Origin of the sequence: Muricoccus pecuniae, from assembly GCF_014199205.1 — a bacterium.
Lineage (GTDB): Bacteria > Pseudomonadota > Alphaproteobacteria > Acetobacterales > Acetobacteraceae > Roseomonas > Roseomonas pecuniae.
The window spans coordinates 204,638-231,035 of sequence record NZ_JACIJD010000004.1 but is presented as its reverse complement, the minus strand read 5'-3'; the positions used below and the strand labels follow the sequence as shown (position 1 = coordinate 231,035).

Genomic DNA, 26,398 nt, shown 5'->3' with positions numbered 1-26,398 from the left:
AGCCTTTCATCAGACGAGAAAGCCGGCGCGCAGCGGGTCGCGCTCGTTCACGAAGATCGTGTTGATGCCGTGGGTGCGCGCCCATCCCGCGATGCTCGGGATGATGGCGTCGTGGTTGCCCACGACCGCGCGGCCTTCCACGCGCCCGTCGAAATGCGTGCCGATGATGCTCTCATGGATGAACTCGTCGCCCACCGAGAGCTTCCCCCGCGCGGCGAGCTGGGCCATGCGGGCGGAGGTGCCGGTGCCGCAGGGCGAGCGGTCCACCGCCTTGTCGCCGTAGAACACGGCGTTGCGCGCATGGGCGCGGGGGTCGCGCGCGCGGCCCGTCCACATCACGTGGCTGACGCCGCGGATGGTGGGGTCGTCGGGATGCACGACCTCGACGATCTCGTTCAGCCGGCGCCGCAGCTCCGGGCTGTAGCGCAGGACGTCGTCGGCCGAGAAATCCTCCAGCCCGGCATAGCCCGGCTGCGGCTCCACGATCGCGTAGAAGTTGCCGCCATAGGCGATGTCCACCCGCAGCCGGCCGATGCCCGCCATCTGCACCTCCACCTCCGGCAGCGCGAGGAAGGAGGCGATGTTGCGGATGCGCACGCTGTCCACATGCTCCCCGCGCCGCTCATAGGTGGCGGTGATCCGGCCGGCGGGGGCGTCGAGATGCAGCTCCCCCTCCCTGGCCGGGCGGGCGAGGCCGTTCTCGATCGCCATGGTCACCGTGCCGATCGTGCCGTGGCCGCACATGGGCAGGCAGCCCGAGACCTCGATGAAGAGGATGGCGATGTCGCAATCATCGCGCGTCGGGGGATAGAGGATCGAGCCGGACATCACGGAATGGCCCCGCGGCTCGAACATGAGGGAGCGGCGGACCCAGTCGTGATGGGTGAGGAAGTCCATCCGCTTCTCGCTCATCGTCGCGCCGCGCAGGATGGGCCCGCCGCCGGTGACGAGTCGGACGGGATTGCCGCAGGTATGGCCGTCGATGCAGGAGAAGGTGTGGTTGCCCGGCGGCACCGGCGTCTCGATTCCCTGCATCGGAACTCTCCCCTCTGCGGCAAAGCAGCACGGCTATATAGGACATTTTATCCAATTGACAGCCCGCGCGGCTTGCCTCTTGCATGGCCCTCGCGCGGATCGATCGGGCGGACGGCCTGTTCGAACGGATCTTGGCGGAGAGGTGGATTGGCAGGCATCGCGACAGCAGGGCCGGTGACCGGGGCGGCGCGCTCCTCCGAGAGAGGGGCGGCGCATGCGCGCGTCTCGCTGGCCGGAATGCTCGTCTGGGGGCTGATCGCGCTCGGCGTGCTGGTCATGGCCGTGCCCCTGGCGATGACGGCCTATATCAGCCTCTTCCGCGACGCGGTCGTGATCTTCCCGCCCTCGGGCTACGCGACCTCCTGGTACGCGCGCATCCTCGAATTCCCGCGCTTCGGCGAGGCGCTGGGCACGAGCCTCCGCATCTCGGCGCTGGCCACGCTCGGCAGCCTCGCGGTGGGTATCCCCGCCAGCCTTGCCCTGGTGCGGTACAACTTCGTCGGGCGCGGCGTGCTGAACGTGCTGCTGCTCTCGCCGCTGACGGTGCCGGGGGTGGTGATCGGCCTGTCCATCTACGTGCTGGTCGTGGAGACGGAGATCGCGACGGAAGTGCCGCTGATCGGCTCCGACCTCGTGCTCGTCGTCGCCCATCTCCTCATCACCGTGCCCTGGGTGATCCGCCTCTGCGTGGCCAATCTCGTCGGGCTCGACCGCTCGGTGGAGGAGGCGGCGGCCAATCTCGGCGCGCGGCCGCTGACGGTGCTGTGGCGCGTCACCCTGCCCATGATGCGGCAGGGCATCGTGGCCGCGACGCTCTTCGCCTTCATCGTCTCCTTCGAGAACATCGAGATGACGCTGTTCCTCATCGCGCCGGGGCAGACGACACTGCCGATCTCGGTGCTGCAGTATCTCGAATACCGGGTGGACCCGCTGGTGGCGGCGGTGGTGATGACGCAGACCCTCGTCATCGCCGGGCTGCTGCTGCTGCTCGACCGCTACGTCAAGCTGAGCCGGATCGTGTCATGAGCCAGCCCTATCTCCGCATCCAGGGCCTGACCAAGCGCTTCGGCGCCAGCGCGGCCGTGCGCGACGTGGACCTCGACGTGAAGCAGGGGGAGATGCTCGTTCTGCTCGGCCCCTCCGGCTGCGGCAAGACGACGACGCTGCGCATGGTCGCGGGATTCGTGGAGGCGAGCGAGGGCCGCATCCTGCTCGAAGGGGGGGACCTCACCGGCCTGCCGCCCTACCGGCGCGAGATGGGGATGGTGTTCCAGAGCTACGCGCTCTTCCCGCACATGACGGTGGCCGGCAACGTCACTTTCGGTTTGCGGATGCGAAAGCTGCCGCGCCCCGAGATCGAGGCGCGGCTGGCCGAGACGCTGGAGATGGTGAAGCTGACCGCCATGGCGGAGCGCTATCCCCGCCAGCTCTCGGGCGGCCAGCAGCAGCGCGTGGCGCTGGCCCGGGCGCTGGCCATCCGGCCGAAGGTGCTGCTGCTGGACGAGCCGCTCTCCAACCTCGACGCCAATCTCCGCCAGCAGGTGGCGCGGGAGATCCGCGGCCTCCAGCGCGCGGCGGGGCTGACGGCGCTGATGGTCACCCATGACCAGGACGAGGCCATGATGATGGCCGACCGTCTCGTGCTGATGAACGAGGGCGCCGTGCAGCAGGTGGGCACGCAGGAGGAGCTGTACGAGCGCCCCGCCAACCCCTTCGTCGCGCGCTTCATCGGGCACAGCAACCTCGTTGCCGGCGAGCTCGCCGAGGGTGCGCGCCTCGCGCTGCCCGGTGGCGGCGCGGTCCGGCTGGCCGGGCACTACGCCGCCGGCGGGCCCTGCACCCTCGCCATCCGGCCCGAGCGGGCCCGGCTCTGCGGGCCGGAGGACCCGGCCGCGCGCGTCACCGCCGTGGTGGAGGACGCCACCTATGTCGGCGCGCATGTGGAGGTGCTGCTGGCCCTGCCGGACGGCACCAGGGTGATCCTGCACGACCCCACCGATGGCGGCGCCGCCCGGCGCATGGCCGCGGGGGAGCGGGCGGGGATTGCCTGGGACGCCTCCAGCGAGCGCCTGTTCGATGCATCCGGCGCGCCGCTCGCCGCGCGCGCCGCCGTTCCCGCCTGACACCCAACCATTCAACGAAGGAGCCCAAGATGACCGAACGGCACACCGGCGCCTCGCGCCGCCACATCCTCGGCCTGGGGGCAGCGGCGGCGGCGCTGCCCTTCATGCCCCATGTCGCGCGCGCCCAGGCGGGCGGCCGGTTGGTGGTCAGCACCTGGGGCGGCGACTACGCCAACCTGCTCGGCAGCAACATCGATAAGCCGATCCTCGGGCCGAAGAACATCGAGGTGACGCAGGACGTGGGCACGGAGCCCGCGCGCATCGCCAAGCTGATCGCCCAGCGCCGCCTGCCGCGCGGCAATGTGGACATCATCTGCGCCCAAGCCCCGGCTTCCTACGACCTGAACGAGGCCGGGCTGCTGGAGCCGCTGGACGAGGGCAAGGTGCCCAACATGCGCCACATCCTGCCGGAGCTGCGCACGAACTACGCCCTGCCGCACATCTTCAGCCCGCAGATCTTCATCTACAACACCGAGCGCGTGCAGCAGCCGCCCACCACCTTCAACGACCTGATGGCGGACCGCTTCAAGGGCAAGGTCGGCATCCTCGACAACAGCTTCATCTACGTCGTCATGGCCGCCGCCCTGGCCAAGACGGGCGACGCGATGAACGTGCAGGCCGTGAAGCCGGAGCTGGAGAAGCTGATCCGCGACGGCAACAAGACCTACACCGTCACCGACGCCTTCGCCCCCGCCCTGCGCTCGGGCGAGATCGATGTCGGCCCGGTCTGGCAGGCGCGCACGATCTTCTGGCAGAAGGCGGGGGTCGCGGTGAAGAGCTCCTTCCCCACCGAGGGCAGCGTCGTCTACGTCTCCTCCATGAGCGTGCCGAAGAACGCGCCGAACAAGGCCGCCGCCTTCGCCTATCTCAACGCCATGCTCGAACCCGCGGCGCAGCGCGGCTTCGCCGACAGCATGGGCTACCTTCCCACCAGCAGCGAGGCGACGCTGGAAGGCGAGGTGGCGCAGCGCCTGGCGCTGCCGGAGCCGCGGCCGAAGCTCGTCGCGCCCGACTACGCGAAGCTGGCCGCGGTGCGGGACGAGCTGAACGACTGGTGGCGCCGGCTGCTGGACGGGCGATGAGCCAGGCTCGCGGCCTCACGGCCGGGCTGCTGATCGGCCCGGCCACGATGATCGTGCTGGGGGCGCTCGTCGCGCCCCTGGCGCTCCTCGCGCGCTACAGCCTCAACCGCTACGACCGCACGAACTTCATGATCGAGGCCTTCACGCCCGAGAACTACCTGCGCTTCCTCTACGATCCCTTCTACACCGGCGTGCTCTGGACCACGCTGTGGATCGCCCTGCTGACCACGGCGCTCTGCCTCCTGCTCGGCTTTCCCATCGCCTACCGCCTCGCGCGCTCGCAGAGCCGGTGGAAGTCGGCGGGGGTGCTGCTGGTGATCCTGCCGCTCTTCATCGGCAGCACGGTGCGCGCGCTCGGCTGGATGGGGATGCTCGGGCGCGGCGGGCTGGTGGACAGCGCGGTGGCCGCGGCCTCGCCGGGCTCCAGCTTCCCGCTGCTCTACACGCCCTTCGCTGTGGTGCTGGGCATCCTCTCGATCAACCTGCCCTATATGGTGCTCACCCTGCAGAGCGTGATCGAGGGGATCGACGCGCGGGTGGAGGAGGCGGCGGACAGCCTCGGCGCGGATCCCTCCAGGCGCTTCCTGCACGTCGTGCTGCCGCTTGCCCTGCCGGGGCTGGCGACCGGCTCGGTCCTCGTTTTCATCCTCGCGATGAACGCCTATGCCACGCCGCTGCTGCTGGGCGGGGCGCGCTTCCAGATGATGGCCCCCATGCTGTTCCGCGAGTACGCCGTGAACAACAACTGGCCCTTCGCCGCCGCCATCGCCTTCATCCTGATGGTGACGACGCTGACCCTGACCGCCGCCTCCTCCGCCTTCGTGCAGCGCCGGTACAAGGCGGCGTGAGCGTGCGGCAGGGGGAGGGGCCGGGCGGAGGGCGGAAGCTTCGGCGGCAGACGGTGGTGGAATCCGCCACCGAGGCGCTGCGCCGCCGTATCCTCGCCGGCGAGTTCGGCGCGGGCGAGGCGCTGCGTCAGGACGCGCTGGCCGAGGAGTTCGGCATCAGCCGCATCCCCTTGCGCGAGGCCTTCCGCCAGCTCGCGGCCGAGGGGCTGGTGACGATCCACGCGCATCGCGGCGCCGTGGTCAGCACCCTCTCGCCCGAGGACATCGCCGAGCTGTTCGACCTCCGCGCCCTGCTGGAGCCCGACCTCATCCGCCGCGCCGTGCCGCGCCTCACCCGTGCCGACATCGAGGAGGCGGAGCGGATCCTGGTGGAGTACAGCGCGGCGATCGACCGCGCCGACCTCAACGCCTGGGGCGAGCTGAATACGGAGTACCACCTCGCGCTCTACCGCGCGGCGGGACGGACGCAGACCTTCGCCCTCGTCCGCACCCTGCTCGCGAATACCGACCGCTACACCCGCCTCCAGCTCGCGGTCGCCGGCGGGACGGAGCGGGCGAAGGCGGAGCACGCGGAGCTGCTGGGCATCTGCCGCCGCGGCGCCGCGGAGGAGGCGGCGCGCTTCACGCTGCGCCACGTCATGGACGTGAAGCGCGACCTGCTGCGCCTGCTGCACGCCGCCCCGCCGGATGGGGCGCCAGATGGGGCGCCCGATGGGGCGATGGAGGAGGCGGGGTAGGCGCCTCCCGCCCGGATCAGACCTCGAAGGCCTCGCCCGGCTTCGCCAGCCGCACGCGCCCGGCGCCGTCGCCCATGGCCCGCACGAAGTCATCGGCATCGGGCGCGATGATGGGGAAGGTGCCGAAGTGGCAGGGGATGATCACGGGCACGTCCGGCAAGAAGCGCGTCATCGCCAGCGCCGCGCCGCGCGCGCCCATGGTGAAGCGGTCCCCCACCGGCACGATCGCCACCCCCGGCCGGTACAGCTCCCCGATCAGCGCCATGTCGGAGAACACGTCGGTGTCGCCCATGTGGTAGACCGCGGGATGGGCGGAATCCTTCGGCGTGATCACCACGCCGTTTGGCAGGCCGAGATCCTGGATCACGCCGTTCTCGTCCATCGCCGCCGAGGAATGGAAGGCGATGGTGAAGGACACCGTGAAATCGCCCTGGTCGGTCGTGCCGCCGGTGTTCATCATGTCGGTCTTCTCGACGCCCTTGCGGGAGAAGAACTGACAGACCTCCGCATTGGCCACGAGCTTGGCGCCCGTCGCCTTGCAGATCGCCGCCGTGTCGCCGGTGTGGTCGCCATGGCCGTGGGTGAGGACGACATGCGTCGCCCCGCGCGAGGCCTCCTCCACCGTGCCGGTGAAGGTCGAGTTGCCGGTCAGGAAGGGGTCGATCAGCACCACGGCATTCCCGAATTCCAGCCGGAAGGCCGAATGCCCGAACCAGGTGATCTTCATGCGGTCCTCCTCGCCAAAGGGCTCCCGGTTTAGCCGGGGCGGCAGGGGCGGGCCAGGACCGGGCGCGCACATGCCCGTGGGTGCAGCTCAGCCCAGGGATCAGCCCGGCGCGGTGGCCCGCAGGCGCTCCATCCCGTGGAAGACCGCGATCGTGTCCCGTCGCGCGACAGCGACGAGGTTCATGTCCAGCGCCCGCGCCCGCTCCAGCGCCAGCGCGGTGGGGGCGGAGATGGCTACCAGCGTCCGCGCCCCGATCGCCGCCGCCTTCTCCACCAGCTCGAAGGAGAGGCGGCTGGTGACGATGAGGAACCCGTCCGCCGCCCGCGCGCCGTCGCGCAGCATCGCCCCCGCCAGCTTGTCCAGCGCGTTGTGCCGGCCGACATCCTCGCGCACCGCGAGCAGCGCGCCGTCCGCGCGGGCGAGGGCGGCGGCGTGGACGGCGCGCGTCTCGTCGTTCAGCGGCTGCGCGCCCTCCAGCGCCTCCAGCGCGCGGCGGATGGCGGCGGGGTCGATGGCGGGGGCGGGGCCCTCGGGCCTGGCGGCCTGGGGCATCTGGTCGATCTCCTCGATGCCGCAGAGCCCGCATCCCGTGCGGCCGGAGATGGAGCGGCGCCGCGCCAGATGCGCCGTCAGCACCGAGGGGGCCAGGCGGATGTCCAGCCGCAGCCCGCGCGCCTCCTCGCCGATCTCCACCTCCCGGATGCCCGAGGCGTCGGCGACGATCCCCTCCGTCAGGCTGAAGCCGTAGGCGAAGTCCACGAGGTCGGTCGGCGTCAGCATCATCACGGCGAAGGGCACGGAGGAGTAGACGAGGCTGACCGGCACCTCCTCCGGCACCTGCCGGAACGCCGCGCGCGGCTCGCCGTCCCGCCCGATGACGAGCGCCTCGGCGCGGCGGCTGCTCGGCGGCAGGGACATCGCTGCTCTGTCCTCCCTAGGCATCCCTCCCCGCCACCACGCGGCCGGCGCAGGGATTGCCGCCGAGCCAGTAGCACAGCTCCGCCGGGGCATCGATGCGGAAGAGGGCGAGGTCGCAGCGCATCCCCGGCGCCAGCACGCCGCGGTCCGCGAGGCCGAGCGCCGCCGCCGCGTGGCGCGTCACCCCCAGCAGCGCCTCCTCCACCGTCAGGCGATAGAGGGTGCAGCCCATGTTCAGCATCAGCAGGAGGGAGCGCGCGGGGGAGGAGCCGGGATTCATGTCGGTGGCCAGCGCCATCCGCAGGCCGGCGGCGCGCATCGCGGCGACGTCGGGGTGGCGCGGCTCCCGGATGAAATAGGTGGCGCCGGGCAGCAGCACCGCAACTACCCCCGCCGCCGCCATGGCGGCCAGCCCCCCGGGCGAGGCGTGCTCCAGATGGTCCGCCGAGAGGGCGCCGAGGCGCGCGGCCAGCGCCGCCCCGCCGCCGTCGCTCAACTGGTCCGCGTGCAGCTTCACCGGCAGGCCCCGCGCGCGGGCGGCGAGGAACACCGCCTCCGTCTCGGCGGGGGTGAAGGCGATGCGCTCCATGAAGGCGTCCACCGCGTCCACCAGCCCCTCATCCGCCAGCGGCGCGATCATCCTCGCGGCGAGGGCGGCGTATTCCCCCTGGCGCCCGCGATACTCGGGCGGCACGGCATGGGCGCCGAGGAAGCTGGTGACGACGGTGACGGCGCGCTCCCGCCCGAGGGCGCGGGCCGCGCGCAGCATCCGGCGCTCCGTCTCAAAGTCCAGCCCGTAGCCGGACTTCACCTCCACCGTCGTCACGCCCTCGGCCAGCAGGCTGTCGAGGCGGGGTAGGGCGGCGGCGACCAGCGCGGCCTCGTCCGCCGCGCGCGTGGCGCGCACGGTGGAGAGGATGCCGCCGCCCTCCCGCGCGATCTCCTCGTACGTCGCGCCCGCGAGGCGGCGCTCGAACTCCCCCGCGCGGTTGCCGCCGAAGACGAGATGGGTGTGCGGGTCAATCAGCCCCGGCAGGATCCAGGCGCCACCGCAATCCGTCTCCGGCGCCGCATGGGCAGGGAGATCGGCGCGCGGCCCCACCCAGGCGATTCGCCCGTCCCGGGCCGCCAGCGCCCCGTCCCGCAGGACGCCGAGCCCGTCCCCCATGGTGCAGAGATGGGCGTTCACCCAGACGCGGTCGAAGTCAGGCATCGGGGGCGAGGCCCGCGAAGCGCCCCTCCGCCACCAGCGCGGACACGCCCGCGATGTCGGGCGCCATGAAGCGGTCCGCGTCCCAGGCCGCCGCCACGCCGCGCACGGCCGCGTGCGCGCTCTCCAGCGGCGGGGAGGAGCGGAGCGGCCGGTGGAACTCGATCGCCTGGGCGGCGGCCAGCAGCTCGATCGCCAGGATGTCGCGCAGGTTCGCCACCATCGGCCCCAGCCGCAGCGCGGCGCCGGTGGCCATGCTCACATGGTCCTCCTGGTTGGCGGAGGTCGGCAGGCTGTCCACGCTGCGGGGATGGGCGAGTGACTTCTGCTCGCTCGCCAGCGCCGCCGCCGTCACCTGCGCGATCATGAAGCCCGAGTTCAGCCCGCCCTCGCGCACGAGGAAGGCCGGCAGGCCGGAGAGGGCGGGATCGGTCAGCAGCGCGATCCGCCGCTCCGACAGCGCGCCGACCTCCGCGAGGGCAAGGGCGATGCCGTCGGCGGCGAAGGCCACGGGCTCGGCGTGGAAGTTGCCGCCGGAGAGAACCTCCCCCTCCGCCGTCACCAGCGGGTTGTCCGTCACGGCATTCGCCTCCCGCTCCAGCACGGCGGCGGCGTGGTCCAGCGCGTCGAGGCAGGCGCCCATCACCTGCGGCTGGCAGCGGATGGAATAGGGGTCCTGCACGCGGGGATCGTTCTCCCGGTGGCTCTCCCGGATGGCGCTGCCGGCCATCAGCCCGCGCAGGGCGGCGGCGGCGCGGATCTGGCCGGGCTGGCCGCGCAGCGCGTGGATGCGGGGGTCGAAGGGCGTGTCGGAGCCGCGCACGCCCTCCGTGCTCATCGCGCCCGCGACGAGCGCCGTGGCGAAGAGGTCCCGCGCCGCGAAGAGCGCGTGGAGGGCGATGGCGGTGGAGACCTGCGTGCCGTTCAGCAGCGCAAGCCCCTCCTTCGGCCCGAGCGGGAGCGGCGAGAGGCCGAGATGCGCCAGCGCCTCCGCCCCCGTGACGACGCGCTCCCCGATGGCGGCCTGGCCTTCCCCGATCAGCACCATGGACAAGTGCGCGAGCGGCGCGAGGTCACCCGAGGCGCCCACCGATCCGCGCGCTGGAATGACGGGCAGCACATCGGCCTCCAGCAGCCGCAGCAGCGCCCGCACGGTCTCCTCCCGCACGGCGGAGGCGCCGCGCGCGAGGGACAGCGCCTTCAGCGCGAGCACCAGCCGCACCACGGGCCGGGGCAGGGGCTCGCCCACGCCCGAGGCGTGGCTGCGAATAAGGTTGAGCTGGAGGCGCACCAGCGCGTCTGGCGGGATGCGCGTGCCCGCCAGCTTTCCGAAGCCGGTGTTCACGCCATACATCACCTCGCCCGCGGCGAGGCGCGCGGCGAGGGCCGAATGGCTCGCCCGCACCGCCTCCTGCCAGCCCTCGGGAAGCGGGAGGGCGCCGCCCTCCATCACCGCCCGGAGTTCGGGGAGCGCGGCCATCAGCCGCCCACCATCGGAAGGTCGAGGCCCATCTTCCGTGCCCAGTCCTTCGCGGAGTCATAGCCGGCATCGGCGTGGCGCATCACGCCCGTCGCGGGATCGTTCCACAGCACCCGCCTCAGCCGCCGCGCGGCGTCCGGCGTGCCGTCCGCCACGATCACCATGCCCGCATGCTGCGAGTAGCCCATCCCCACGCCGCCGCCATGGTGCAGCGAGACCCAGGTGGCGCCGGAGGCCGTGTTCAGCAGCGCGTTCAGCAGCGGCCAGTCCGAGACGGCGTCCGAGCCGTCGAGCATCGCCTCCGTCTCGCGGTTCGGCGAGGCGACGGAGCCGGAATCGAGATGGTCCCGCCCGATCACCACGGGGGCGGAGAGCTCCCCCCTCGCCACCATCTCGTTGAAGGCGAGGCCGAGCCGGTGCCGGTCCCCCAGCCCCACCCAGCAGATGCGCGCGGGCAGGCCCTGGAAGGCGATGCGCGCCTGCGCCATGTCCAGCCATCGGTGCAGGTGCGGGTCGTCCGGGATCACCTCCCGCACCTTCGCGTCGGTGCGGCGGATGTCCTCGGGGTCGCCCGACAGCGCCGCCCAGCGGAAGGGGCCGACGCCGCGGCAGAAGAGCGGGCGGATATAGGCCGGCACGAAGCCGGGAAAGCCGAAGGCGTCGGCCAGGCCCTCGTCCTTCGCCATCTGGCGGATGTTGTTGCCGTAGTCCATGACCACGGAGCCCATGCGCTTCATGTCGAGCATCGCCTGCACATGGGCGACCATGCTGCGCTTCGCGGCGGCGGCGACGGCCCTGGGGTCGCTCTCCCGCTTCGCCTGCCACTCCGCCAGCGTCCATCCCGCGGGGAGGTAGCCGTTGGCGGGGTCGTGCGCGCTCGTCTGGTCCGTCACGATGTCCGGCACCACGCCGCGGCGGACGAGCTCGGGGAAGACCTCCGCCGCGTTGCCGAGCAGCCCGACGGAGATCGGCTTCCGCTCGATGCAGGCGGCGCCGATCATGGCGAGCGCCTTGTCCAGGCTGTCCGTGCGGTGATCGAGGTAGCGCGTCTCCAGCCGCTTCTCGATGCGGCTCGGCTGGCACTCCACCGCCAGCACGGAGGCCCCGGCGAAGACGCCCGCGAGCGGCTGCGCGCCGCCCATCCCGCCCAGGCCGCCAGTGAGGATCCAGCGCCCGGAGAGGTCGCCGCCGAAGTGCTGGCGCCCGGCCTCGGCGAAGGTCTCGTAGGTGCCCTGCACGATCCCCTGGGAGCCGATATAGATCCAGGACCCCGCGGTCATCTGGCCGTACATCATCAGCCCCGCGCGATCGAGCTCGTTGAACTTCTCCCAGTTCGCCCAGGCGGGAACGATGTTGGAGTTGGCGATCAGCACGCGCGGCGCGTCCGCATGCGTCTCGAACACGCCGACGGGCTTGCCGGACTGCACCAGCAGGGTCTGCGTGTCGTCCAGCCGCCGCAGCACGTCGACAATGGTCTCGTAGCTGCGCCAGTCCCGCGCCGCGCGCCCGATGCCGCCATAGACGACGAGGGCGCCGGGGTCCTCCGCCACCTCGTCGTCGAGGTTGTTCATCAGCATCCGCAGCGGCGCTTCCGTCACCCAGTGCCTCGCGGAGAGGGTGTTGCCGCGCGGCGCGCGGATGGCCGGCGCGTTGCGGAGGCGGGGGTTGCTGCTCGGGGCGTCCATGGCGGCGTCCTCAGAAGGGGAAGTGCCCGCCCGGCCCGTCCTGCATGCGGTAGCGGCCGGAGAGCTCGAAGCGGCTGGCGGGCTGGGTAAGGCGGGAGAAGGTGGTGGGCTCGCCCCGGCGGAAGGTGCGGCGGCGAATGACGAGGCAGGGATCGCGCGCACCCACCTCCAGCACGCGTGCAACGGGGGAGGGGGGCAGGATGGCGGTGACGGCCTGCTCCATCTCCGTCACCTCGCCGACCTCGCGGAGATAGTCGTAGGTGGTGCGGGCTGAGAAGTCCTGCTCGGCATAGGCGGGCGCGTATCCCGGGCGGATGAAGCGCTCCTCGAGCTGGATGGGCAGGAGGTCGCCCTTATGCAGCACCGCCGAGGCCGGCACGCGCCCCCCGCGCGGCAGGCCGAGCGCGTCCGCCGCCTCGTCCGTCAGCGATGCGGTGCCGAGGGCCAGGACCTCGCAGGACCACTCCATCCCGCGCGCGCGGATCTCCTCCGCGATGCTCTCGATGCTCGCCAGCCCCGTGCGCGGCTTGCCGTCCTCCGTCAGGGGGGCCACGAAGGTGCCGACGCCCGGCACCTTCCGCAGCCGCCCCTCCCGCGCCAGCTCGGCGAAGGCGCGGTTCACCGTGATGCGGGAGACGCCGAGCATCGGCCCCAGCTCGTTCTCGCTGGGGATGCGCGCATGCGTCGCCCACTCGCCCGAGGCGATGCGGGACAGCACGAAGTCCTTCACCGCCTCGTAGCGCGGCTTGGGGGCTGCGGACACGGCGCCTTCAGCCCGCCGCCGCAACCGCCTTGCGGTAGCCGAAGGCCTGGTCGAAGCGGTTGAGGATATGGCGCCCCGCCGTGATCGGCTCGTAGCGCGCCTCCCCCGCCGGCGTGCCGAGCTCGCGGGGGTCGATCACCGCGCCGAAGTCGGGGTCGTGGAAGGTGGCGATAGACATGCGCTCCCGCCCGCTGCGGTTCACCACGCGGTGCGGGGTGGAGGCGAAGCGGTCGTTGCTCCAGCGCCCCAGGAGGTCGCCCACATTCACCACCAGCGTGCCGGGGAGGGGAGGGGCGTCGATCCAGCCGCCGCTCCGTCGCTCGCGCACCTGCAACCCGCCGTTGTCGTCCTGCCAGAGAAGGGTGATGCAGCCGAAATCGGTGTGCGGCGCCACGCCATAGACCTCCTCCTCCGCGCCCACATCCTGGGGCGGGTAGAAGATGGCCTGGGTGCGCTGGAGGGGCTTGGTGTAGCGCGGGGCGAAGAAGCCCTCGTCGAGATCCAGGCCCACCGCCACGGCCCGCAGCAGCCGCCCGCCGAGGGCGAGCATGGCGTCGTAATAGGCGGACATGGCCGGGCGCAGGGAGGGGGCGAAGTCCGGCCACTGGTTCGGCCCGCGCAGCGCCTCGCCGGCGAGCACGGCGGGGTCGTCCTCGGGCAGCTCCAGCCCGATGGAGAAGAACTCCTTGCGGTCCGTGTGCTTCGCGCCCTCCATCAGCGCGCCGCCCATGGCGTGCCAGCCGCGATGCAGCTTGTTGGCGCGCACCCGCTCCTTCGTCTCGGGAGGCAGGTGGAAGAAGTCGCGCGCGGCGCCGACCGCACCCGAGATGACGGCCTCCGGCACGCCGTGGCCGGAGACGTAGAAGAAGCCCGGCCCGGTGCAGGCGTCGCGGATGGCTGCGCCCACCTGCGGCACGGCGCTTGCTGATCCCGTGACCAGTCCGGACACGTCGATCACGGGGAGAGAGGTCATGTCCACCATGCGCTTCGCCTCCAGTCCGGTCCTGTTGGGGGCCTTGATCGACCGGCGCCGGGATGGTTACGGTTATGACCTGTCATGTCAAGTTCGGCATGGCTGGCGGAAGCGTAACGGCACGGTCAACATCGCCCGGAAAGGCGGCCGGATTCCCGGGGCCGCAGGAGAAGCAGGATGAGCATCACCCGACGCGGCCTCGGCGCCGCCACCTTAGGCACGGGCCTCGCCGCGGCCTTCATCCGCCGCGCCGCGGCGAACAACCTGGAGAAGGCGAAGCGCGCGGGCGAGCTGGTTGTCGCCACCGAGATGCACTTCGCCCCCTTCGACTTCACCGAGGGCGGCAGGCAGTCCGGGCTGAACGCCGAGCTCTTCGCCGAGTTCGCGAAGGACATCGGCGTGAAGGTCACCTTCCAGGACCTGCCGTGGCCCGCCGTGCTGCCGGGGCTGGAGGCCGGCCGCTACGACCTCGTCGGCGGCCCCGCCACCATCACCAGGGCGCGCGCCGAGCGCTACCGCTTCTCCGTGCCCGTCGCCGAGGCGACGGTGGCCCTGCTCAAGAGCGCGCGGGACACGAGCATCACCAAGCCGCAGGACATCGCGGGCAGGCAGCTCGGCTGCGCCACGGCCACGGCGCAGCTCGCCCAGTTCCAGGCCTTCGTCGCGACGCTGCCGGGCAGCACGCCGCCGATCCGCGAGTACCAGTCCTTCTCCGAGGCCTATGCCGATCTCGCGGCCGGGCGCGTGGTGGCGGTGGCGAACTCGCTGCCGAACATCGCCTATGTCGCGAAGCAGCGGCCGAACGTCTTCTCCGTGGTGCAGCCGCCTTTCGGCGCTAAGTCCTATTTCGGCTATATCGGCCGCAAGGACGCGGATTCCGCCCCGCTGATGGACGCGCTGGACGCGACCATCGTGAAGATGCGCAACGACGGCCGCCTCGCCGCGCTGCAGACGAAGTGGTTCGGCCAGTCCTTCGAGACGCCCGACACCGTTCCCCCGCCGCAGGTCTAGCCTTTGGACCCGACCTTTATCCAGGAGGCGATGCCCGCGCTGATGCGGGGCGCGGCGGCGACGGTGGCGGTGTCGCTCGCCGCCATCGCGCTCGGCTTCGTCGCAGGGGCTGGGATCGCGGCCGCCGCGACATCGGGGCCGCGCGGGCTGCGCGCCTTCGCGGCGGTCTACATCAGCTTCTTCCGCGGCGTGCCGCTGCTGGTGCAGCTCCTCCTGGCCTATTACGCGCTGCCCTTCCTCGGCATCGACATCCCGGCCATCGCGGCGGCGGTGGGCACGCTCGGCCTGTGCTGCGCGGCCTATATGGCGGAGATCCTGCGCGGGGGGCTGGCCACCGTGCCGCCGGGCGCGGTGGAGGCGGCGCGGCTGCTCGGGCTCACCCGCGCGCAGTCCTTCCTCCGCATCCGCCTGCCCATCGCGGCCCGCGCCATGCGCCCGGCCATCGTGGGGGAGGCGATCATGATCATGAAGGCCTCCTCCCTCGTCTCGCTCGTCGGCATCCTGGAGCTGACGCGCGCCTCCCAGGCGCTGGCATCCTCCACCTTCATGCCGCTCGAATCCTACGCGCTCTGCGGCGCGATCTACCTCGCCATCAACTTCGTGCTGATGGCCATCGGCTGGGAGCGGCGGCGGGCATGAACGTCGTCTCGGAAACCCTCCTGGCCGTCGCGCGCGGATTGCCGCTGACGGTCGGGATCTGGCTGGCCTCCGTCGCCACGGGGCTGGCGGTGGGCGTGCTGGTGGCCTGCCTCCGCCATTTCGGGCCGCGCGTGCTGAACGTGCTGCTGGCCGTGCTGGTGGAGGCCGTGCGCGGCGTGCCCTTCGTGGTGCAGGCCTTCCTCCTCTACTACGGCGGGCCCTTCATCGGTCTGGACCTCACCCCGATCGTCGCGGGATGGCTCGCCCTCTCGGTCTATGCGGCGGCCTATTTCAGCGAGGTGTTCCGCGGCGGCTTCCTCGCCATCCCGCCCGGCCATACGGAGGCGGCGCGGCTGCTCGGCCTTTCCACGAACCAGACCATCGCGCGCATCCTGCTGCCGGAGATGGCGCTCTCCGTCCTGCCGGCGCTCGCCAATCTCGCGGTAATCCTCATCAAGGAGACCGCTATCCTCTCCATCATCACCGTGCCGGAGCTGACCTTCACCGTCTCCGGCGTCGGCAGCGCGAGCTTCGCCTTCGCCCAGACCATGGCGGCGCTGGCGCTGAGCTACTGGCTGCTGGTGGAACTCACCGCCTTCGCCGCGCGAAGGCTGGAGCGCGGGATCGCCCGCGCCACCCTCGGCACCGCGTAAGGGAAACGCCCGATGACCGCACCCTTCCTGCTGGCCGAGGGACTGGAGCGCCGCGTCGGCGACACGCAGATCCTCGACCGCATCGACCTCTCGGTGGAGCGCGGCCAGGTGGTCGGCCTCATCGGCCCCAGCGGCTCGGGCAAGTCCTCCCTCCTCCGCTGCATCGCGGGGCTCGACCCGCTGACGGGCGGGCGCGTGCTGGTGGAGGGGCGGGCGGCGGTGCCGGGGGACGGCACGATCGGCATGGTCTTCCAGCAGTTCAACCTCTGGCCGCACCTGACGGCGGGGGAGAACGTGGCGCTCGCGCTCCGCCTCGTGCGGAAGATGAGCCGCGCGGAGGCGGGGGAGCGCGCGCGGGCCATGCTGGACCGCGTGGGCCTCGCCAAATTCGCCGACCGCCGCCCGGCGCAGCTCTCGGGCGGGCAGCAGCAGCGCGTGGCCATCGCGCGGACGCTGGCCATGGAGCCGCGCCTCATCCTCTTCGACGAGCCCACGGCCAGCCTCGACCCCGAGCTGACGACGGAGGTGCTGGACGTCATCCGCGGGCTGGCGGAGACGGGGATGACGATGCTCGTCGTCTCGCACGAGATGGGCTTCGTCGCCTCCGTCGCCTCCCGCGCCGTCTTCCTCGACCACGGGCGCGTGCTGGTGGACGGGCCGGCGAGGGCGGTGTTCCGGGACGCCGAGGAGCCGCGCCTGCGCCGCTTCCTCTCCACCTATCTCCAGCGCGTCGCCTGGGCGCCGGAGCCGGAAGCGCCGGCCATGCCCGTGCAGGCCGCCGCGCCCGCGGGCTTCCCGCTCATCGACGCCGCCTCGCCCGCCCCGGCCGAGGCGCCCGCGCGCTTCCCCCTGCTCGACGCCGCGGCGAACCCGCCGGGCGAGGGCCTGCCCGTGGCAGGACCGCGCGCCGCCAGATGACGCGGACGAAGGCCGCGGCCGTCGATTTCCGGCCGCTGGCTCCTCCTGAACCATCGCCCGGGAGCCCCGACGGCGACCATCGCCCGCCGGAGCGTCCCGCGACCTTCCCGCAGGAGGAGATCGGACGGGGCGCCGCGGTGCCCGCCGATTCGGCGCGCGGAACGAACCGGGGCGCTCGGCCGTTATGGCCCTTGATGACACAGGAGGTGCCGATGATCGGGCTCGCACGCGGAACCGGCCTGGGATCGCTCCTGCTGCTGGCGGGCTGTGCCGGCGGCGGGCCGGGGCAGGTTGCGGCGCCCACGGCCGCCGCGGACCCGGTCTATGCCTGCCAGATGCGCGGTGCCGCCGCCGAGGACAGGGTCTACGGCCCGTTCGGCACGCTCGACATCAACAGCGCGATCGTGCGCGCCGAGGTCACGCAGGCCTGCCTCCGCCAGGCCCGGCAGGCGGGCTTGCTCCCGTGACAGGGGAGCGGTCCGGGGGCGGGTCCCACCTTTTCGCGGCCGGGCGGCCAGTGGCTCCTTGGCATTCGCGAACCAGGTGACGGAGTGGATGAGATCGGTCATCTGCGGAGCGTTTAGCCCCGCCGCGCCCGCGGCGCGTGTCGGCCCGGCTCGTCGGGCCTCGTCCTGTACGCGCTGCACGGCCCCATGCCCCTTCGTCGGATCGAGAAGCGCGGGATACGGTAGACGCAGCCATCCGCCATAGAGACGACGGTGGCGGAGAATGCCCGGTCCGCCCGCAGCAGGCGCGGCTGGGGCGCGCATCGCCGTCCCGAACGGCGCGCGCTTACGGCAGTGCCTGCATGCGCCGCTCCACCATGCCCCGCCAGGGCGCCCCCTCCGGCGCGGAGGCGAGCAGGGCCGTCCAGGCGGCGCGGGCCACGGCCGGGCGCCCGGCCTGAGCCTCGGCGAGGCCGGAGAGGAAGCGCAGCCCCACATGCTCCGGCGCGCGGGGCAGGGAATCCGAGAGAGAGGCGGCGGCCTCCTCCACCCTCCCGGCCTCCAGCAGCACCTGGGCGCGCTGGGCGGCGATGTCGGGGTCGAAGCCCGCGCGCAGCACCTCGGCATAGGCGGCGGCGGCCTCGGCGTGGCGGCCGCGGTTGCGCTCGGCCTCGGCCAGCAGCAGCCATCCCTGGCGCGCGGCGGGGTTGCCGGCGGGAATGGCGGCGAGCCGCGCGCGGAGCTGGGCGAGCAGCGCCTCGTCCCGCGCCGTCGCGTCCTGCCGCTCGGCGAAGGTGGCCGAGGGCATGCCGGGCAGGCCGTTCAGGAAGTAGATCGCGAAGGCGAGGGCGGGGATGAAGGCCAGCCCGGCGATCAGCGGCCCGCGCCCGCCGAGCCGCGCCAGGGCGGCCTCCGGCACGGCGAGCAGCCGGCGCTGCACCTCGATCAGGGCGGCGGCATGGGCCGCCTCGTCCAGCCGGCCGAGGGCGCGGTCCCGCTCCAACTCGGCGAGCTGGGCGCGGTAGAGGGCGCGGTCGGCGGCGCCGCGGTCGAGGGCGCGGGCGGGGCGCCAGATGACCAGGGCGAGCGGCAGCAGCGCCGCGAGGGCCAGCGCCCCGGCAAGGATCCAGGTCAAATGTCGCGCTCCAGCGCGGCCAGGCGGGCGCGCTCCTCCTCGCTCAGCGGCGCGGGGCCGGGGCGGGCCGCGGTGCGGCGGCGCATCCGCAGGAGGGTGAGGGCGCCGAGGCCCAGCACGATCACGGGCAGCGCCCAGAGCGGGGCGGTGACCAGGTTGAAGGGCGGGCGCAGCAGGACGAAGTCGCCGTAGCGGGCATGGACGTAGTCGCGCACGGAATCGCTGGACTCGCCCGCCGCCACCCGCTCCCGCACGAGGCGGCGGAGGTCGCGGGCGAGGTCGGCCTCGCTGTCCTCGATGGACTGGTTCTGGCAGACCATGCAGCGCAGCTCGCGCCCGATCTCCTGGGCGCGCGCTTCCGCGGCGGGGTCGGGCAGCATCTCGGCGGGGCGGCCCACGGCGAGGGCGCCGCCCGTCAGCAGGCCCATGGCGAGCAACAGGGTGAGGGCGAGCCGTCTCACGCGTGGCGCCTGAGCAGCGGGTCCAGCTCGGCCGAGAGCGTGTCCGGCGTCATCGGCCCGGCCCAGCGCCAGCGGATGATGCCGCCCCCGTCGAGCAGATAGGTCTCGGGCACGCCGTAGAGCCCGTACTCGATCCCGGCCCGCCCATCGGCATCGGCGACGAGGCCGGCGAAGGGATTGCCGTGGCGGGCGAGGAACTTCGCGGCCTCGGCCGGCCGGTCCTTGTAGTTCACCCCGAGGATGCGGACGCCGCGCCTCTGCAGTGCCACGAGTTGCGGGTGCTCCACCACGCAGGGCACGCACCAGGAGGCCCAGAAGTTCACCAGCACGGGCGAGCCGGGGGAGGCGAGGGCGTCCGGCGCGAAGCCGGGCGTGTCCACCCCCTCCACCGCCGGCAGGGTCAGGGCCGGGGCCGGCTTGCCGAGCAGGGCGGAGGGCACGCCGCGGGGGTCGTAGGAACCGTCCTTCATCCCGCGCAGCATCGCCCAGAAGCCCACCCCGCCCGCGGCGGCGAGGCCGAGCGGCGCCCAGAGCAGGGCGCGGCGGGAGGTGCTCGCGCTCATGCCCGCGCCGCCTCCGCCGAGCGGCGGGCCGGGGCGCCGACGCGGGCGCGGCGATCCGAGAGCGAGAGGGCACCGCCCAGCGCCATGAAGGCGCCGCCGAGCCAGATCCAGGGCGCGAGCGGGTTGTGGTGCAGGCGCAGCGTGGCCCGCCCGCCCTCCTCCTCGCCCATCACGGCGTAGAGGTCGGACGCCCAGGTCGTGTGGATGGCGGCCTCCGTCGTGCTCTGGCGGGAGAGGGCGAAGTTGCGCTTCTCCGGCTCCAGCACCGTCACGGGCGCACCGTCCCGGGTGACGGTGACGGTCGCGCGGCGGCTCGTCCAGTTCGGGCCGGTCACGTCGCGCACGCCCTCCAGCCGCCACTCATAGCCGCCGAGCGACACGCTCTCCCCCGGGCTCACGGCCGTGAGGCGCTCGGTCGCCAGTCCCATCCCGGCCATGCCGAGCAGGGTGATGCCGAAGCCCGCATGGGCCACCGCCCCGCCCCAGGCCGCGCGGGGCAGGCCGCGCGCGCGGGCCAGGGCCGCGCGGGGCCGGGAGAAGAGGGCGATGCGCTCCGCCACATCGGCCAGCGCGCCGAGAATGAGCCAGAGCGCCGCGCCGAAGCCGAGGGCCGGCAGCACCGGCTTGCCCTGCACGAGCCAGACGAGGGCGATGGCGCCGAAGGAGATGGCGGCCACCCACCACAGACGCTGCAGCACCGGCCAGGGCTTCGCGCGCTTCCAGGCCATCAGCGGCCCGGCCGCCATGGCGAGGATCAGCGGCAGGGCGAGGGGGAAGACGGTCGCCTGGTAGAAGGGCGGGCCGACCGAGATCTTCGCCCGCAGCATGAGGTCCGCGAACATGGGGTAGAGCGTGCCGGCCAGCACCACCGCCGCGATGGTGCAGAGGAGCAGGTTGTTCAGCACCAGCGCCCCCTCCCGCGAGAGGGGGGCGAAGAGGCCCGTCGGCGCCAGGGAGGGCGCCCGCCAGGCGAAGAGGGCGAAGGCCCCGCCCATGGTGATGACCAGCAGCGCGAGGATGAAGACGCCGCGCTCGGGATCGTTGGCGAAGGCGTGGACGGAGTTCAGCACCCCCGAGCGCACGAGGAAGGTGCCGAGCAGCGACATGGAGAAGGCGAGGATGGCCAGCAGCACCGACCAGGTCTTCAGCGCCTCCCGCTTCTCCACCACAATGGCCGAGTGCAGCAGGGCGCAGCCCGCGAGCCAGGGCAGGAGGGAGGCGTTCTCCACGGGGTCCCAGAACCAGTAGCCGCCCCAGCCCAGCTCGTAATAGGCCCACCAGGAGCCGAGCGCGATGCCGAGCGTCAGGAAGGACCAGGAGGCCAGCGCCCAGGGCCGCACCCAGCGCCCCCAGGCCGCGTCCACCCGCCCCTCGATGAGGGCGGCGATGGCGAAGGCGAAGGTGACGGCCGTGCCGACATAGCCGAGGTAGAGCAGCGGCGGGTGGAAGGCGAGGCCGGGGTCCTGCAGCACGGGGTTGAGGCCCTGCCCGTCCACCGCCGGTGGCCAGACCCGGAGGAAGGGGTTGGAGGTCGCGAGGACGAAGGCGAGGAAGCCCGCCCCGATCATGCCGAGCACCGCGAGCACCCGCGCCCGCAGCCCGCTCGGCAGGTTGCGCCCGAAGCCCGCGACCGCCGCGCCGCAGAGGGCGAGGATCAGCACCCAGAGGACCATCGAGCCCTCGTGGTTCCCCCAGGCGCCGGCGAGCTTGTAGAGCATCGGCTTCGCCGAGTGGCTGTTCTGCACCACGTTGGAGACGGTGGTGTCGTTCACCGCGAAGGAGCGGAGCAGGGCGGCGAAGGCGGCGCCGACGGCCACCAGCACGCCGATGGCCAGCCCCGGTCCGGCCGCCATCAGCCTGGCATCCCGGCGCTGCGCCCCGATCAGCGGCAGCACCGCCTGGGCGAGCGAGAGGGCGAGGGCGAGGGCGAGGGCGAAGTGCCCGAGTTCAGGAATCATCCGCCCGTCCTGGTCGGCTGCGCAGGGGGTTGCCCAGTGGTCTGCCCGCTGGTCTGCCCGCTGGTCTGCCCGCTGGTCTGCATCGTGTTCCAGCCGGAGGCGGGCGGCGCCGCGCCCTGCTCCGGGTTCCAGTGGCCGGAGCGCTGCAGCGCGTCCTTCACCTCGGGCGGCATGTAGGTCTCGTCGTGGCGGGCGAGCACCTCGCTGGCCGCGAAGCCGCCATCGGGGCGCAGCTTGCCCAGCGCCACCACGCCCTGGCCCTCCCGGAAGAGGTCCGGCAGCACGCCGCGATAGGTGACGGCGATCGTGTTCGCGCCGTCCGTCACGCGGAATCGGGCCTCGGCGCCGTCCCTCACCACGCTCCCGGCCTCGACCAGCCCGCCCAGGCGGAAGGCCCGGCCGTCGGGCGGGGCGGCGGCAACGATGTCCGAGGGGGAGCGGAAGAAGACGAGGTTGTCCTGGAAGGCCGTCAGCGCCAGCGCCGCCGCGGCGCCGATGCCGAGGCCGCAGAGCGCCATCACCCAGATCCGCCGCCGCCGTTTCGCGGCCGCGACCCCGAGGCCGCCGCCGCGCCGTATCGTGCTCGCCGCGCCGCTCATCGCGCCCGCTCCAGTTCCTTCAACCGCCGCGCCGCCGCGCGGTGCCGCCAGGCGGCCCCGAGGGCGAGCCCGCCGAAGCCGATCGCCGCCAGCCCCCAGGCCGCGGCCACGCTGATCATATGGGGTGTCATGCCGGCAGCGCCTCCGCCGGCGCGCGGTCCGCCTCCCGCGCGCGGGCGAGTTCGAGCGCCTGCACCCGCCGCTCCATCACCGCCGCCCGCACCCGCGCGAGGACGAGGGTGGCGAAGAGAAGGGAGAAGCCGACCGCGCATGCGATCAGCGGCCCGAGCATGGAGACGTGTAGGGACGGCCCGCCCATCCGCGCGACGCTTGCGGGCTGGTGCAGCGTGTTCCACCAGTCCACCGAGAACTTCACGATCGGCAGGTTCACCACCCCGACGAGGGCGAGGATGGCGCCCATCCGCGCGCCCCGCTCCTCGTCCTCGAAGGCGCGGGTGATGGCAGCATGGCCCATCCAGAGGAAGAAGAGCACGAGCACGGAGGTCATCCGCGCGTCCCAGGCCCACCAGGTGCCCCACATCGGCCGTCCCCAGAGGCTGCCGGTGGCGAGGCAGAGGGCGGTGGCCACGGCCCCCACGGGGGAGATCTCCCGCGCCGCGAGATCGGCCAGCGGGTGCTTCCAGATCAGCGCGACGGCCGAGGCGAGGGCGAGGCCGGCATAGCCGGACATGGCGAGCCAGGCCATGGGGACATGGACGTACATGATCCGCACCGTCTCCCCCTGCTGCCAGTCCGCGGGGGAGAGGAGCAGCGCCCAGGCCGCCGCCGGCAGCAGCACGGCCAGCGACGCCGCCCAGAGCCACGGCATCAGCCGCGACGTCGCCCGGAGGAAGCGTCCGGGATTGGCGAAGCGGTGGAGGAAGGGCGCGGGGGTGGTCAGGGCTGGGGTCCAGAAAGGGCCGGTCGGCGTTGGTCGGGTGCCCCGGTCGCGGGGGGCGGCTGCGGGGGTTTAGCGTGCCCTGGCCCGCGCTGGAATTGATGCATCGCAAGCCCCGTCCGCCATTCGCGCAGATAGGGGCGCCCCGCGCGCTCCCCAAGACCCCGGTGCCCCCCGGACGTCTCCGGGCGCCCCGGGATGCCGGGAGCGGCTCGCGCCGGCCGGGGCAGGGGGGCGGCGCTTGACGGCGGCGGCGCCCGGCTCTTTCCTCCCCCGCGGCTGAAATCCTGTTTCCTGACGGAAAACAAGGATTTGCCGGGGAGAGAAGGGAGCCGGCATGGCCCAGGAAGAGCCCGTGACATCCGTGGTCGAGGAGGGCGTCGCGGTGATCCGCATCGCCAACCCGCCCGTCAACGCCCTCAGCGCGGCCGTTCGCGGCGGGCTGAAGCGGGCGGCGGAGGCGGCGGAGGCCGACCCTTCCGTCCGCGCCGTGGTCGTCACGGCCGAGGGCCGAACCTTCATCGCGGGCGCCGACATCACCGAGTTCGGCAAGCCCCCCGTGCCGCCCACCCTGCCCGAGGCGATCGCCTCGCTCGAATCCCTCGCGAAGCCCGTGGTCGCCGCCATCAACGGCGCGGCGCTGGGCGGCGGGCTGGAGGTGGCGCTGGGCTGCCATGCCCGCGTCGCGGCGCCGGGCGCGAAGCTCGGCCTGCCCGAGGTGAAGCTCGGCCTGCTGCCGGGCGCGGGGGGCACGCAGCGCCTGCCCCGGCTGGTCGGCGCCGCCCCCGCCTTGAAGCTGATGGCCGACGGCAACCCCGTCTCCGCCGAGGCGGCGAAGGCCATAGGGCTGGTGGAGGAGGTCGCCGAGGACGTGGTCGGCGCCGCCCGCGCCCTCGCCCTGCGCCTGGCGGAAACGGGCCGCCCCACCCCGGCGCGGGACCGGGGCGCCCCCGAGGACCGCGAGGCCTTCGAGGAGGCCGCCGCCGGTCTGCTGAAGAACGCCGACAACCCGAGCGTCGCCGCCTGCGTGGAGGCCGTGCGCGCCGCCTTCGACCTGCCCTTCGAGGAGGGCATGGCGGCCGAGCGCGCCCATTTCCTCCGGCTGAGGGACGACCCCCGCAGCAAGGCGCTGCGCCACGTCTTCCTCGCCGAGCGCGCGGCGGCCCGCATCCCCGGCCTGCCCCGGGGGACGCAGCCCCGCCGCGTGGAGCGGGCGGCGGTGATCGGCGGGGGCACGATGGGCGGCGGCATCGCCATGTGCTTCGCCAATGCCGGCATCCCCGTGACGCTGATCGAGACGAGCGAGGAGAACCTCCAGCGCGGGCTGGAGCGCGTGGCCGGGAACTACGCCACCTCCGTCAAGCGCGGCAGCCTGACCGAGGAGGCACGGGCGAAGCGGATGGGGCTGATCGAGGGGAAGGTCGGGCTCGATGCCGCGGCGGGCGCCGACGTGGTCGTCGAGGCCGTCTTCGAGGAGATGGGGCTGAAGAAGGAGATCTTCGGCAAGCTGGAGACGGTCGCCAAGCCCGGCGCGATCCTGGCCACCAACACCTCCTATCTCGACGTGGACGAGATCGCCGCCTCCACCTCCCGCCCCGCCGACGTGCTGGGGATGCACTTCTTCTCCCCCGCCAATGTCATGAAGCTGCTGGAGGTCGTGCGCGGGAAGAGGACGGCGCCCGACGCGCTGGCCACCGCCATGGAACTCGGGCGCAAGCTGGCCAAGGTGCCGGTGGTTTCGGGCGTCTGCTACGGCTTCATCGGCAACCGCATGCTCGCCCGCCGCACCGCCCAGGCCGAGCGCCTGCTGATCGAGGGCGCGCTGCCGGAGGAGGTGGACGCGGCGCTGAACGCCTTCGGCTTCCGCATGGGGCCGTTCGCCATGGGCGACCTCGCCGGGCTCGACATCGGCTGGCGCATCCGCCAGGCCACGGGGAAGAAGGCCCCGGTGGCCGACGCGCTGGTCGAGGCCGGGCGGCTCGGCCAGAAGACGAAGCGCGGCTACTACGACTACTCCGCCGACGGGCGCACCGGCGTGCCGGACCCCGAGGTGGTCGCCATCATCGAGCGCGTCTCGGCCGAGCAGGGCGTCACCCGCCGCCCGATCGGGCGGGAGGAGATCACCGAGCGCCTGCTCTTCCCCATGATCAACGAGGGCGCCCGCATCCTGGAGGAGGGGATCGCGGCGCGGGCGGGGGACATCGATACCGTCTGGCTCAACGGCTATGGCTGGCCGGCGGTGACGGGCGGGCCGATGTTCCACGCGGACAGCCTGGGGCTGCCCCGCATCGTCGGGCGGCTGCGGGAGTTCGCCCGGGCCTCGGGCGACGAGAGCCTGGAGCCCGCGCCCCTGCTGGTGCGCCTCGCCGAGGCCGGGCAGGGCTTCGCCTCCCTGGACGAGAAGGCGGCGTGAGCGGCGCCTTCGACCCCGAGGCGGCTGGCTGGGCGAAGCGCGCGCCTTCCGGCTTCGCCGAGCTGACCGGCCCGCTCTGGGCGCGCCCGGAGGGGGATGGCTGGGCCTATGGCGTGCTGGCCGAGCCGCGCCACACCAACCTCCACGGCATCGTCCATGGCGGGCTGCTGATGACGCTGCTGGACAACACGATGGGCATGACGGTCTGGCACGCGACGGGCCTGCGCCCCTCCGTGACCATGCAGATGAACACCCATTTCCTCGCCGCCGCCCAGCCGGGCGAGTTCCTGGAGGCGCGGGGCGAGGTGATCCGGCTGGCCAAGTCGGTCGTCTTCGTGCGCGGCATGATCACGGTCGGCGATCGCCGCGTCGCCGCCGGGGACGGGGTGTGGAAGGTGCTGGCGGCCAGGCCCGGCACGCCGCGGGAGGCCGGGGCCTGACGGCGCCGGGGCGCGCGGCCCCGGCAACCATCGACACGCGGGCCGCGCCTCAGCGCAGCGGCTGCGCTAGCGCAGCGGCCGCACTCAGCGCAGCGGGGTGCCGCTGTTCTCCGGGTCGGCCTCGATCTCGCGCTCGGCCTCCTCCGCATCCTCGCGGGAGACGATGCCGGGCGTGTGGAGGTCGGGGTCGCCGCCCTCGGCGGCCTCGACATGGCTCTTGATGCTCCGCAGCGCGTTGCCCGCATTCGTCGGGGCGTCGTCCGGGCTCATCTCCTCGGCCGGCGGCTCCGGCTCGTGGTCGCCCTCGGTGAAGGTGAGGGAGAGGTCGGCGACGGCGCCCCGGCCGCTCACCACCATCTCCCCCGCCGGCGCCGTGCTCCAGCGGATCGTCATCGCGTCCTCGTCCGGCTTCAGCCCGGGATCGGGCAGCCCCTCCACCGCGTGGCGCAGATGGGCGAACCAGTGGCGGGCGTTCCCGGGCTCGGACAGCCAGGCGAAGAGGCGCTCGGGGCTGGCGTGGACGGTGATCTTGGCGTGCATGGGTCCCTCCGGGGTGTCGAGGGGCTATCGCCCGGCCGGCGGCCGGGTTGCGCGGCGGGCGTTCAGTATGAAGGCGGGATGAAATCGCGGAAAGGCGCGCCCCGCCGGCCCCTGCTATCCCTTGTGCCATGCAGGGCTGGATT

General features: G+C 73.0%; 28 protein-coding genes. 12 read left to right on the top strand and 16 right to left on the bottom strand.

Annotated elements, in window-relative coordinates:
* Positions 1-9 precede the first annotated feature (9 nt).
* Complete coding sequence (locus tag FHS87_RS06445) at positions 10-1,035, bottom strand: 4-hydroxyproline epimerase (RefSeq protein ID WP_184515091.1); 1,026 nt, start codon at positions 1,033-1,035, stop codon at positions 10-12.
* 147 nt (positions 1,036-1,182) lie between these two features.
* Here FHS87_RS06445 and FHS87_RS06440 point away from each other — a divergent pair, with 147 nt between their 5' ends.
* Genes FHS87_RS06440 through FHS87_RS06420 form a run of 5 tightly spaced genes read left to right on the top strand, consistent with a single transcriptional unit; the run spans position 1,183 to position 5,825 of the window.
* Positions 1,183-2,061 (top strand): ABC transporter permease, encoded by an 879-nt coding sequence (locus FHS87_RS06440; RefSeq protein WP_246418055.1) that lies wholly within the window; start codon positions 1,183-1,185, stop codon positions 2,059-2,061.
* Positions 2,058-3,158 (top strand): ABC transporter ATP-binding protein, encoded by a 1,101-nt coding sequence (locus tag FHS87_RS06435; protein WP_184515088.1) that lies wholly within the window; start codon positions 2,058-2,060, stop codon positions 3,156-3,158. The genes FHS87_RS06440 and FHS87_RS06435 overlap by 4 nt, the downstream gene beginning before the upstream one ends.
* A 29-nt stretch (positions 3,159-3,187) precedes the next feature.
* Entirely contained in the window at positions 3,188-4,240 is a 1,053-nt protein-coding gene (locus tag FHS87_RS06430) for an extracellular solute-binding protein (RefSeq protein ID WP_184515085.1), read from the top strand.
* Positions 4,237-5,088, top strand: coding sequence for an ABC transporter permease (locus tag FHS87_RS06425; RefSeq protein WP_184515081.1), 852 nt, complete (start codon positions 4,237-4,239; stop codon positions 5,086-5,088). The genes FHS87_RS06430 and FHS87_RS06425 overlap by 4 nt, the downstream gene beginning before the upstream one ends.
* Positions 5,085-5,825 carry a GntR family transcriptional regulator gene (locus FHS87_RS06420; protein WP_221299597.1) on the top strand — a complete coding sequence of 247 codons (741 nt, stop codon included), beginning with the start codon at positions 5,085-5,087 and terminating at the stop codon, positions 5,823-5,825. Before FHS87_RS06425 ends, FHS87_RS06420 begins: the two co-directional genes overlap by 4 nt.
* Before the next feature lie 16 nt (positions 5,826-5,841).
* Here FHS87_RS06420 and FHS87_RS06415 read toward each other — a convergent pair whose 3' ends face one another.
* From FHS87_RS06415 to FHS87_RS06385, 7 genes are all read right to left on the bottom strand, one after another.
* On the bottom strand, positions 5,842-6,552 hold the full coding sequence (locus FHS87_RS06415) for a metal-dependent hydrolase (protein ID WP_184515078.1): 711 nt from the start codon (positions 6,550-6,552) through the stop codon (positions 5,842-5,844).
* A 99-nt stretch (positions 6,553-6,651) separates the two neighbouring features.
* Positions 6,652-7,470: a formate dehydrogenase accessory sulfurtransferase FdhD gene (fdhD, locus tag FHS87_RS06410; RefSeq protein ID WP_221299595.1), complete on the bottom strand. Its 819-nt coding sequence runs from the start codon at positions 7,468-7,470 to the stop codon at positions 6,652-6,654.
* A 16-nt stretch (positions 7,471-7,486) separates the two neighbouring features.
* The gene (gene hutI, locus FHS87_RS06405; RefSeq protein ID WP_184515072.1) at positions 7,487-8,683 is read right to left on the bottom strand and encodes an imidazolonepropionase; all 1,197 of its coding nucleotides are present in this window, start codon (positions 8,681-8,683) and stop codon (positions 7,487-7,489) included.
* The gene (gene hutH / locus FHS87_RS06400; RefSeq protein WP_184515069.1) at positions 8,676-10,160 is read right to left on the bottom strand and encodes a histidine ammonia-lyase; all 1,485 of its coding nucleotides are present in this window, start codon (positions 10,158-10,160) and stop codon (positions 8,676-8,678) included. The genes hutI and hutH overlap by 8 nt, the downstream gene beginning before the upstream one ends.
* Positions 10,160-11,845, bottom strand: coding sequence for a urocanate hydratase (hutU, locus tag FHS87_RS06395; protein WP_184515066.1), 1,686 nt, complete (start codon positions 11,843-11,845; stop codon positions 10,160-10,162). Before hutU ends, hutH begins: the two co-directional genes overlap by 1 nt.
* A gap of 10 nt (positions 11,846-11,855) precedes the next feature.
* On the bottom strand, positions 11,856-12,608 hold the full coding sequence (locus FHS87_RS06390) for a UTRA domain-containing protein (RefSeq protein ID WP_184515063.1): 753 nt from the start codon (positions 12,606-12,608) through the stop codon (positions 11,856-11,858).
* Between the two features lie 7 nt (positions 12,609-12,615).
* Positions 12,616-13,590, bottom strand: a complete 975-nt coding sequence (locus FHS87_RS06385) for an isopenicillin N synthase family dioxygenase (protein WP_221299593.1) — start codon at positions 13,588-13,590, stop codon at positions 12,616-12,618.
* Positions 13,591-13,758: 168 nt separating this feature from the next.
* Here FHS87_RS06385 and FHS87_RS06380 point away from each other — a divergent pair, with 168 nt between their 5' ends.
* The 5 genes from FHS87_RS06380 (at position 13,759) to FHS87_RS06360 (ending at position 17,269) form a co-directional block, all read left to right on the top strand.
* Positions 13,759-14,592 (top strand): transporter substrate-binding domain-containing protein, encoded by an 834-nt coding sequence (locus FHS87_RS06380; protein WP_184515060.1) that lies wholly within the window; start codon positions 13,759-13,761, stop codon positions 14,590-14,592.
* Between the two features lie 30 nt (positions 14,593-14,622).
* A complete protein-coding gene (locus tag FHS87_RS06375; protein ID WP_184515057.1) occupies positions 14,623-15,231 on the top strand; it encodes an amino acid ABC transporter permease in 609 nt (202 codons plus the stop codon).
* Complete coding sequence (locus FHS87_RS06370) at positions 15,228-15,884, top strand: amino acid ABC transporter permease (protein ID WP_184515054.1); 657 nt, start codon at positions 15,228-15,230, stop codon at positions 15,882-15,884. The genes FHS87_RS06375 and FHS87_RS06370 overlap by 4 nt, the downstream gene beginning before the upstream one ends.
* A 12-nt stretch (positions 15,885-15,896) precedes the next feature.
* On the top strand, positions 15,897-16,802 hold the full coding sequence (locus FHS87_RS06365; RefSeq protein ID WP_184515051.1) for an amino acid ABC transporter ATP-binding protein: 906 nt from the start codon (positions 15,897-15,899) through the stop codon (positions 16,800-16,802).
* 212 nt (positions 16,803-17,014) lie between these two features.
* A complete protein-coding gene (locus tag FHS87_RS06360) occupies positions 17,015-17,269 on the top strand; it encodes a hypothetical protein (RefSeq protein WP_184515048.1) in 255 nt (84 codons plus the stop codon).
* Positions 17,270-17,594: 325 nt separating this feature from the next.
* On the opposite strand, the gene ccmI is transcribed toward FHS87_RS06360, so the two are convergent.
* The 7 genes from ccmI to FHS87_RS06325 are packed head-to-tail and all read right to left on the bottom strand — an operon-like array spanning position 17,595 to position 22,793.
* The gene (gene ccmI / locus FHS87_RS06355) at positions 17,595-18,383 is read right to left on the bottom strand and encodes a c-type cytochrome biogenesis protein CcmI (RefSeq protein WP_184515045.1); all 789 of its coding nucleotides are present in this window, start codon (positions 18,381-18,383) and stop codon (positions 17,595-17,597) included.
* Positions 18,380-18,811, bottom strand: coding sequence for a cytochrome c-type biogenesis protein (locus FHS87_RS06350; protein WP_184515192.1), 432 nt, complete (start codon positions 18,809-18,811; stop codon positions 18,380-18,382). Before FHS87_RS06350 ends, ccmI begins: the two co-directional genes overlap by 4 nt.
* Before the next feature lie 29 nt (positions 18,812-18,840).
* Positions 18,841-19,407 carry a DsbE family thiol:disulfide interchange protein gene (locus FHS87_RS06345; protein ID WP_184515042.1) on the bottom strand — a complete coding sequence of 189 codons (567 nt, stop codon included), beginning with the start codon at positions 19,405-19,407 and terminating at the stop codon, positions 18,841-18,843.
* On the bottom strand, positions 19,404-21,365 hold the full coding sequence (locus FHS87_RS06340; RefSeq protein WP_184515039.1) for a heme lyase CcmF/NrfE family subunit: 1,962 nt from the start codon (positions 21,363-21,365) through the stop codon (positions 19,404-19,406). The genes FHS87_RS06345 and FHS87_RS06340 overlap by 4 nt, the downstream gene beginning before the upstream one ends.
* Positions 21,362-21,964, bottom strand: coding sequence for a cytochrome c maturation protein CcmE (gene ccmE / locus FHS87_RS06335; RefSeq protein ID WP_184515037.1), 603 nt, complete (start codon positions 21,962-21,964; stop codon positions 21,362-21,364). The genes FHS87_RS06340 and ccmE overlap by 4 nt, the downstream gene beginning before the upstream one ends.
* A complete protein-coding gene (locus tag FHS87_RS06330; RefSeq protein ID WP_184515034.1) occupies positions 21,961-22,095 on the bottom strand; it encodes a heme exporter protein CcmD in 135 nt (44 codons plus the stop codon). The genes ccmE and FHS87_RS06330 overlap by 4 nt, the downstream gene beginning before the upstream one ends.
* Complete coding sequence (locus FHS87_RS06325; protein ID WP_184515032.1) at positions 22,092-22,793, bottom strand: heme ABC transporter permease; 702 nt, start codon at positions 22,791-22,793, stop codon at positions 22,092-22,094. The genes FHS87_RS06330 and FHS87_RS06325 overlap by 4 nt, the downstream gene beginning before the upstream one ends.
* Positions 22,794-23,199: 406 nt before the next feature.
* Between FHS87_RS06325 and FHS87_RS06320 the strand changes: the two genes are divergently transcribed.
* Both FHS87_RS06320 and FHS87_RS24175 read left to right on the top strand, forming a co-directional pair.
* Complete coding sequence (locus tag FHS87_RS06320; RefSeq protein WP_184515030.1) at positions 23,200-25,275, top strand: 3-hydroxyacyl-CoA dehydrogenase NAD-binding domain-containing protein; 2,076 nt, start codon at positions 23,200-23,202, stop codon at positions 25,273-25,275.
* On the top strand, positions 25,272-25,715 hold the full coding sequence (locus tag FHS87_RS24175; RefSeq protein ID WP_184515028.1) for a PaaI family thioesterase: 444 nt from the start codon (positions 25,272-25,274) through the stop codon (positions 25,713-25,715). Before FHS87_RS06320 ends, FHS87_RS24175 begins: the two co-directional genes overlap by 4 nt.
* A gap of 84 nt (positions 25,716-25,799) precedes the next feature.
* Here the strand turns inward: FHS87_RS24175 and FHS87_RS06310 are convergent, their stop codons facing one another.
* A complete protein-coding gene (locus FHS87_RS06310) occupies positions 25,800-26,255 on the bottom strand; it encodes a hypothetical protein (RefSeq protein ID WP_184515026.1) in 456 nt (151 codons plus the stop codon).
* Between the last annotated feature and the right edge of the window lie 143 nt (positions 26,256-26,398).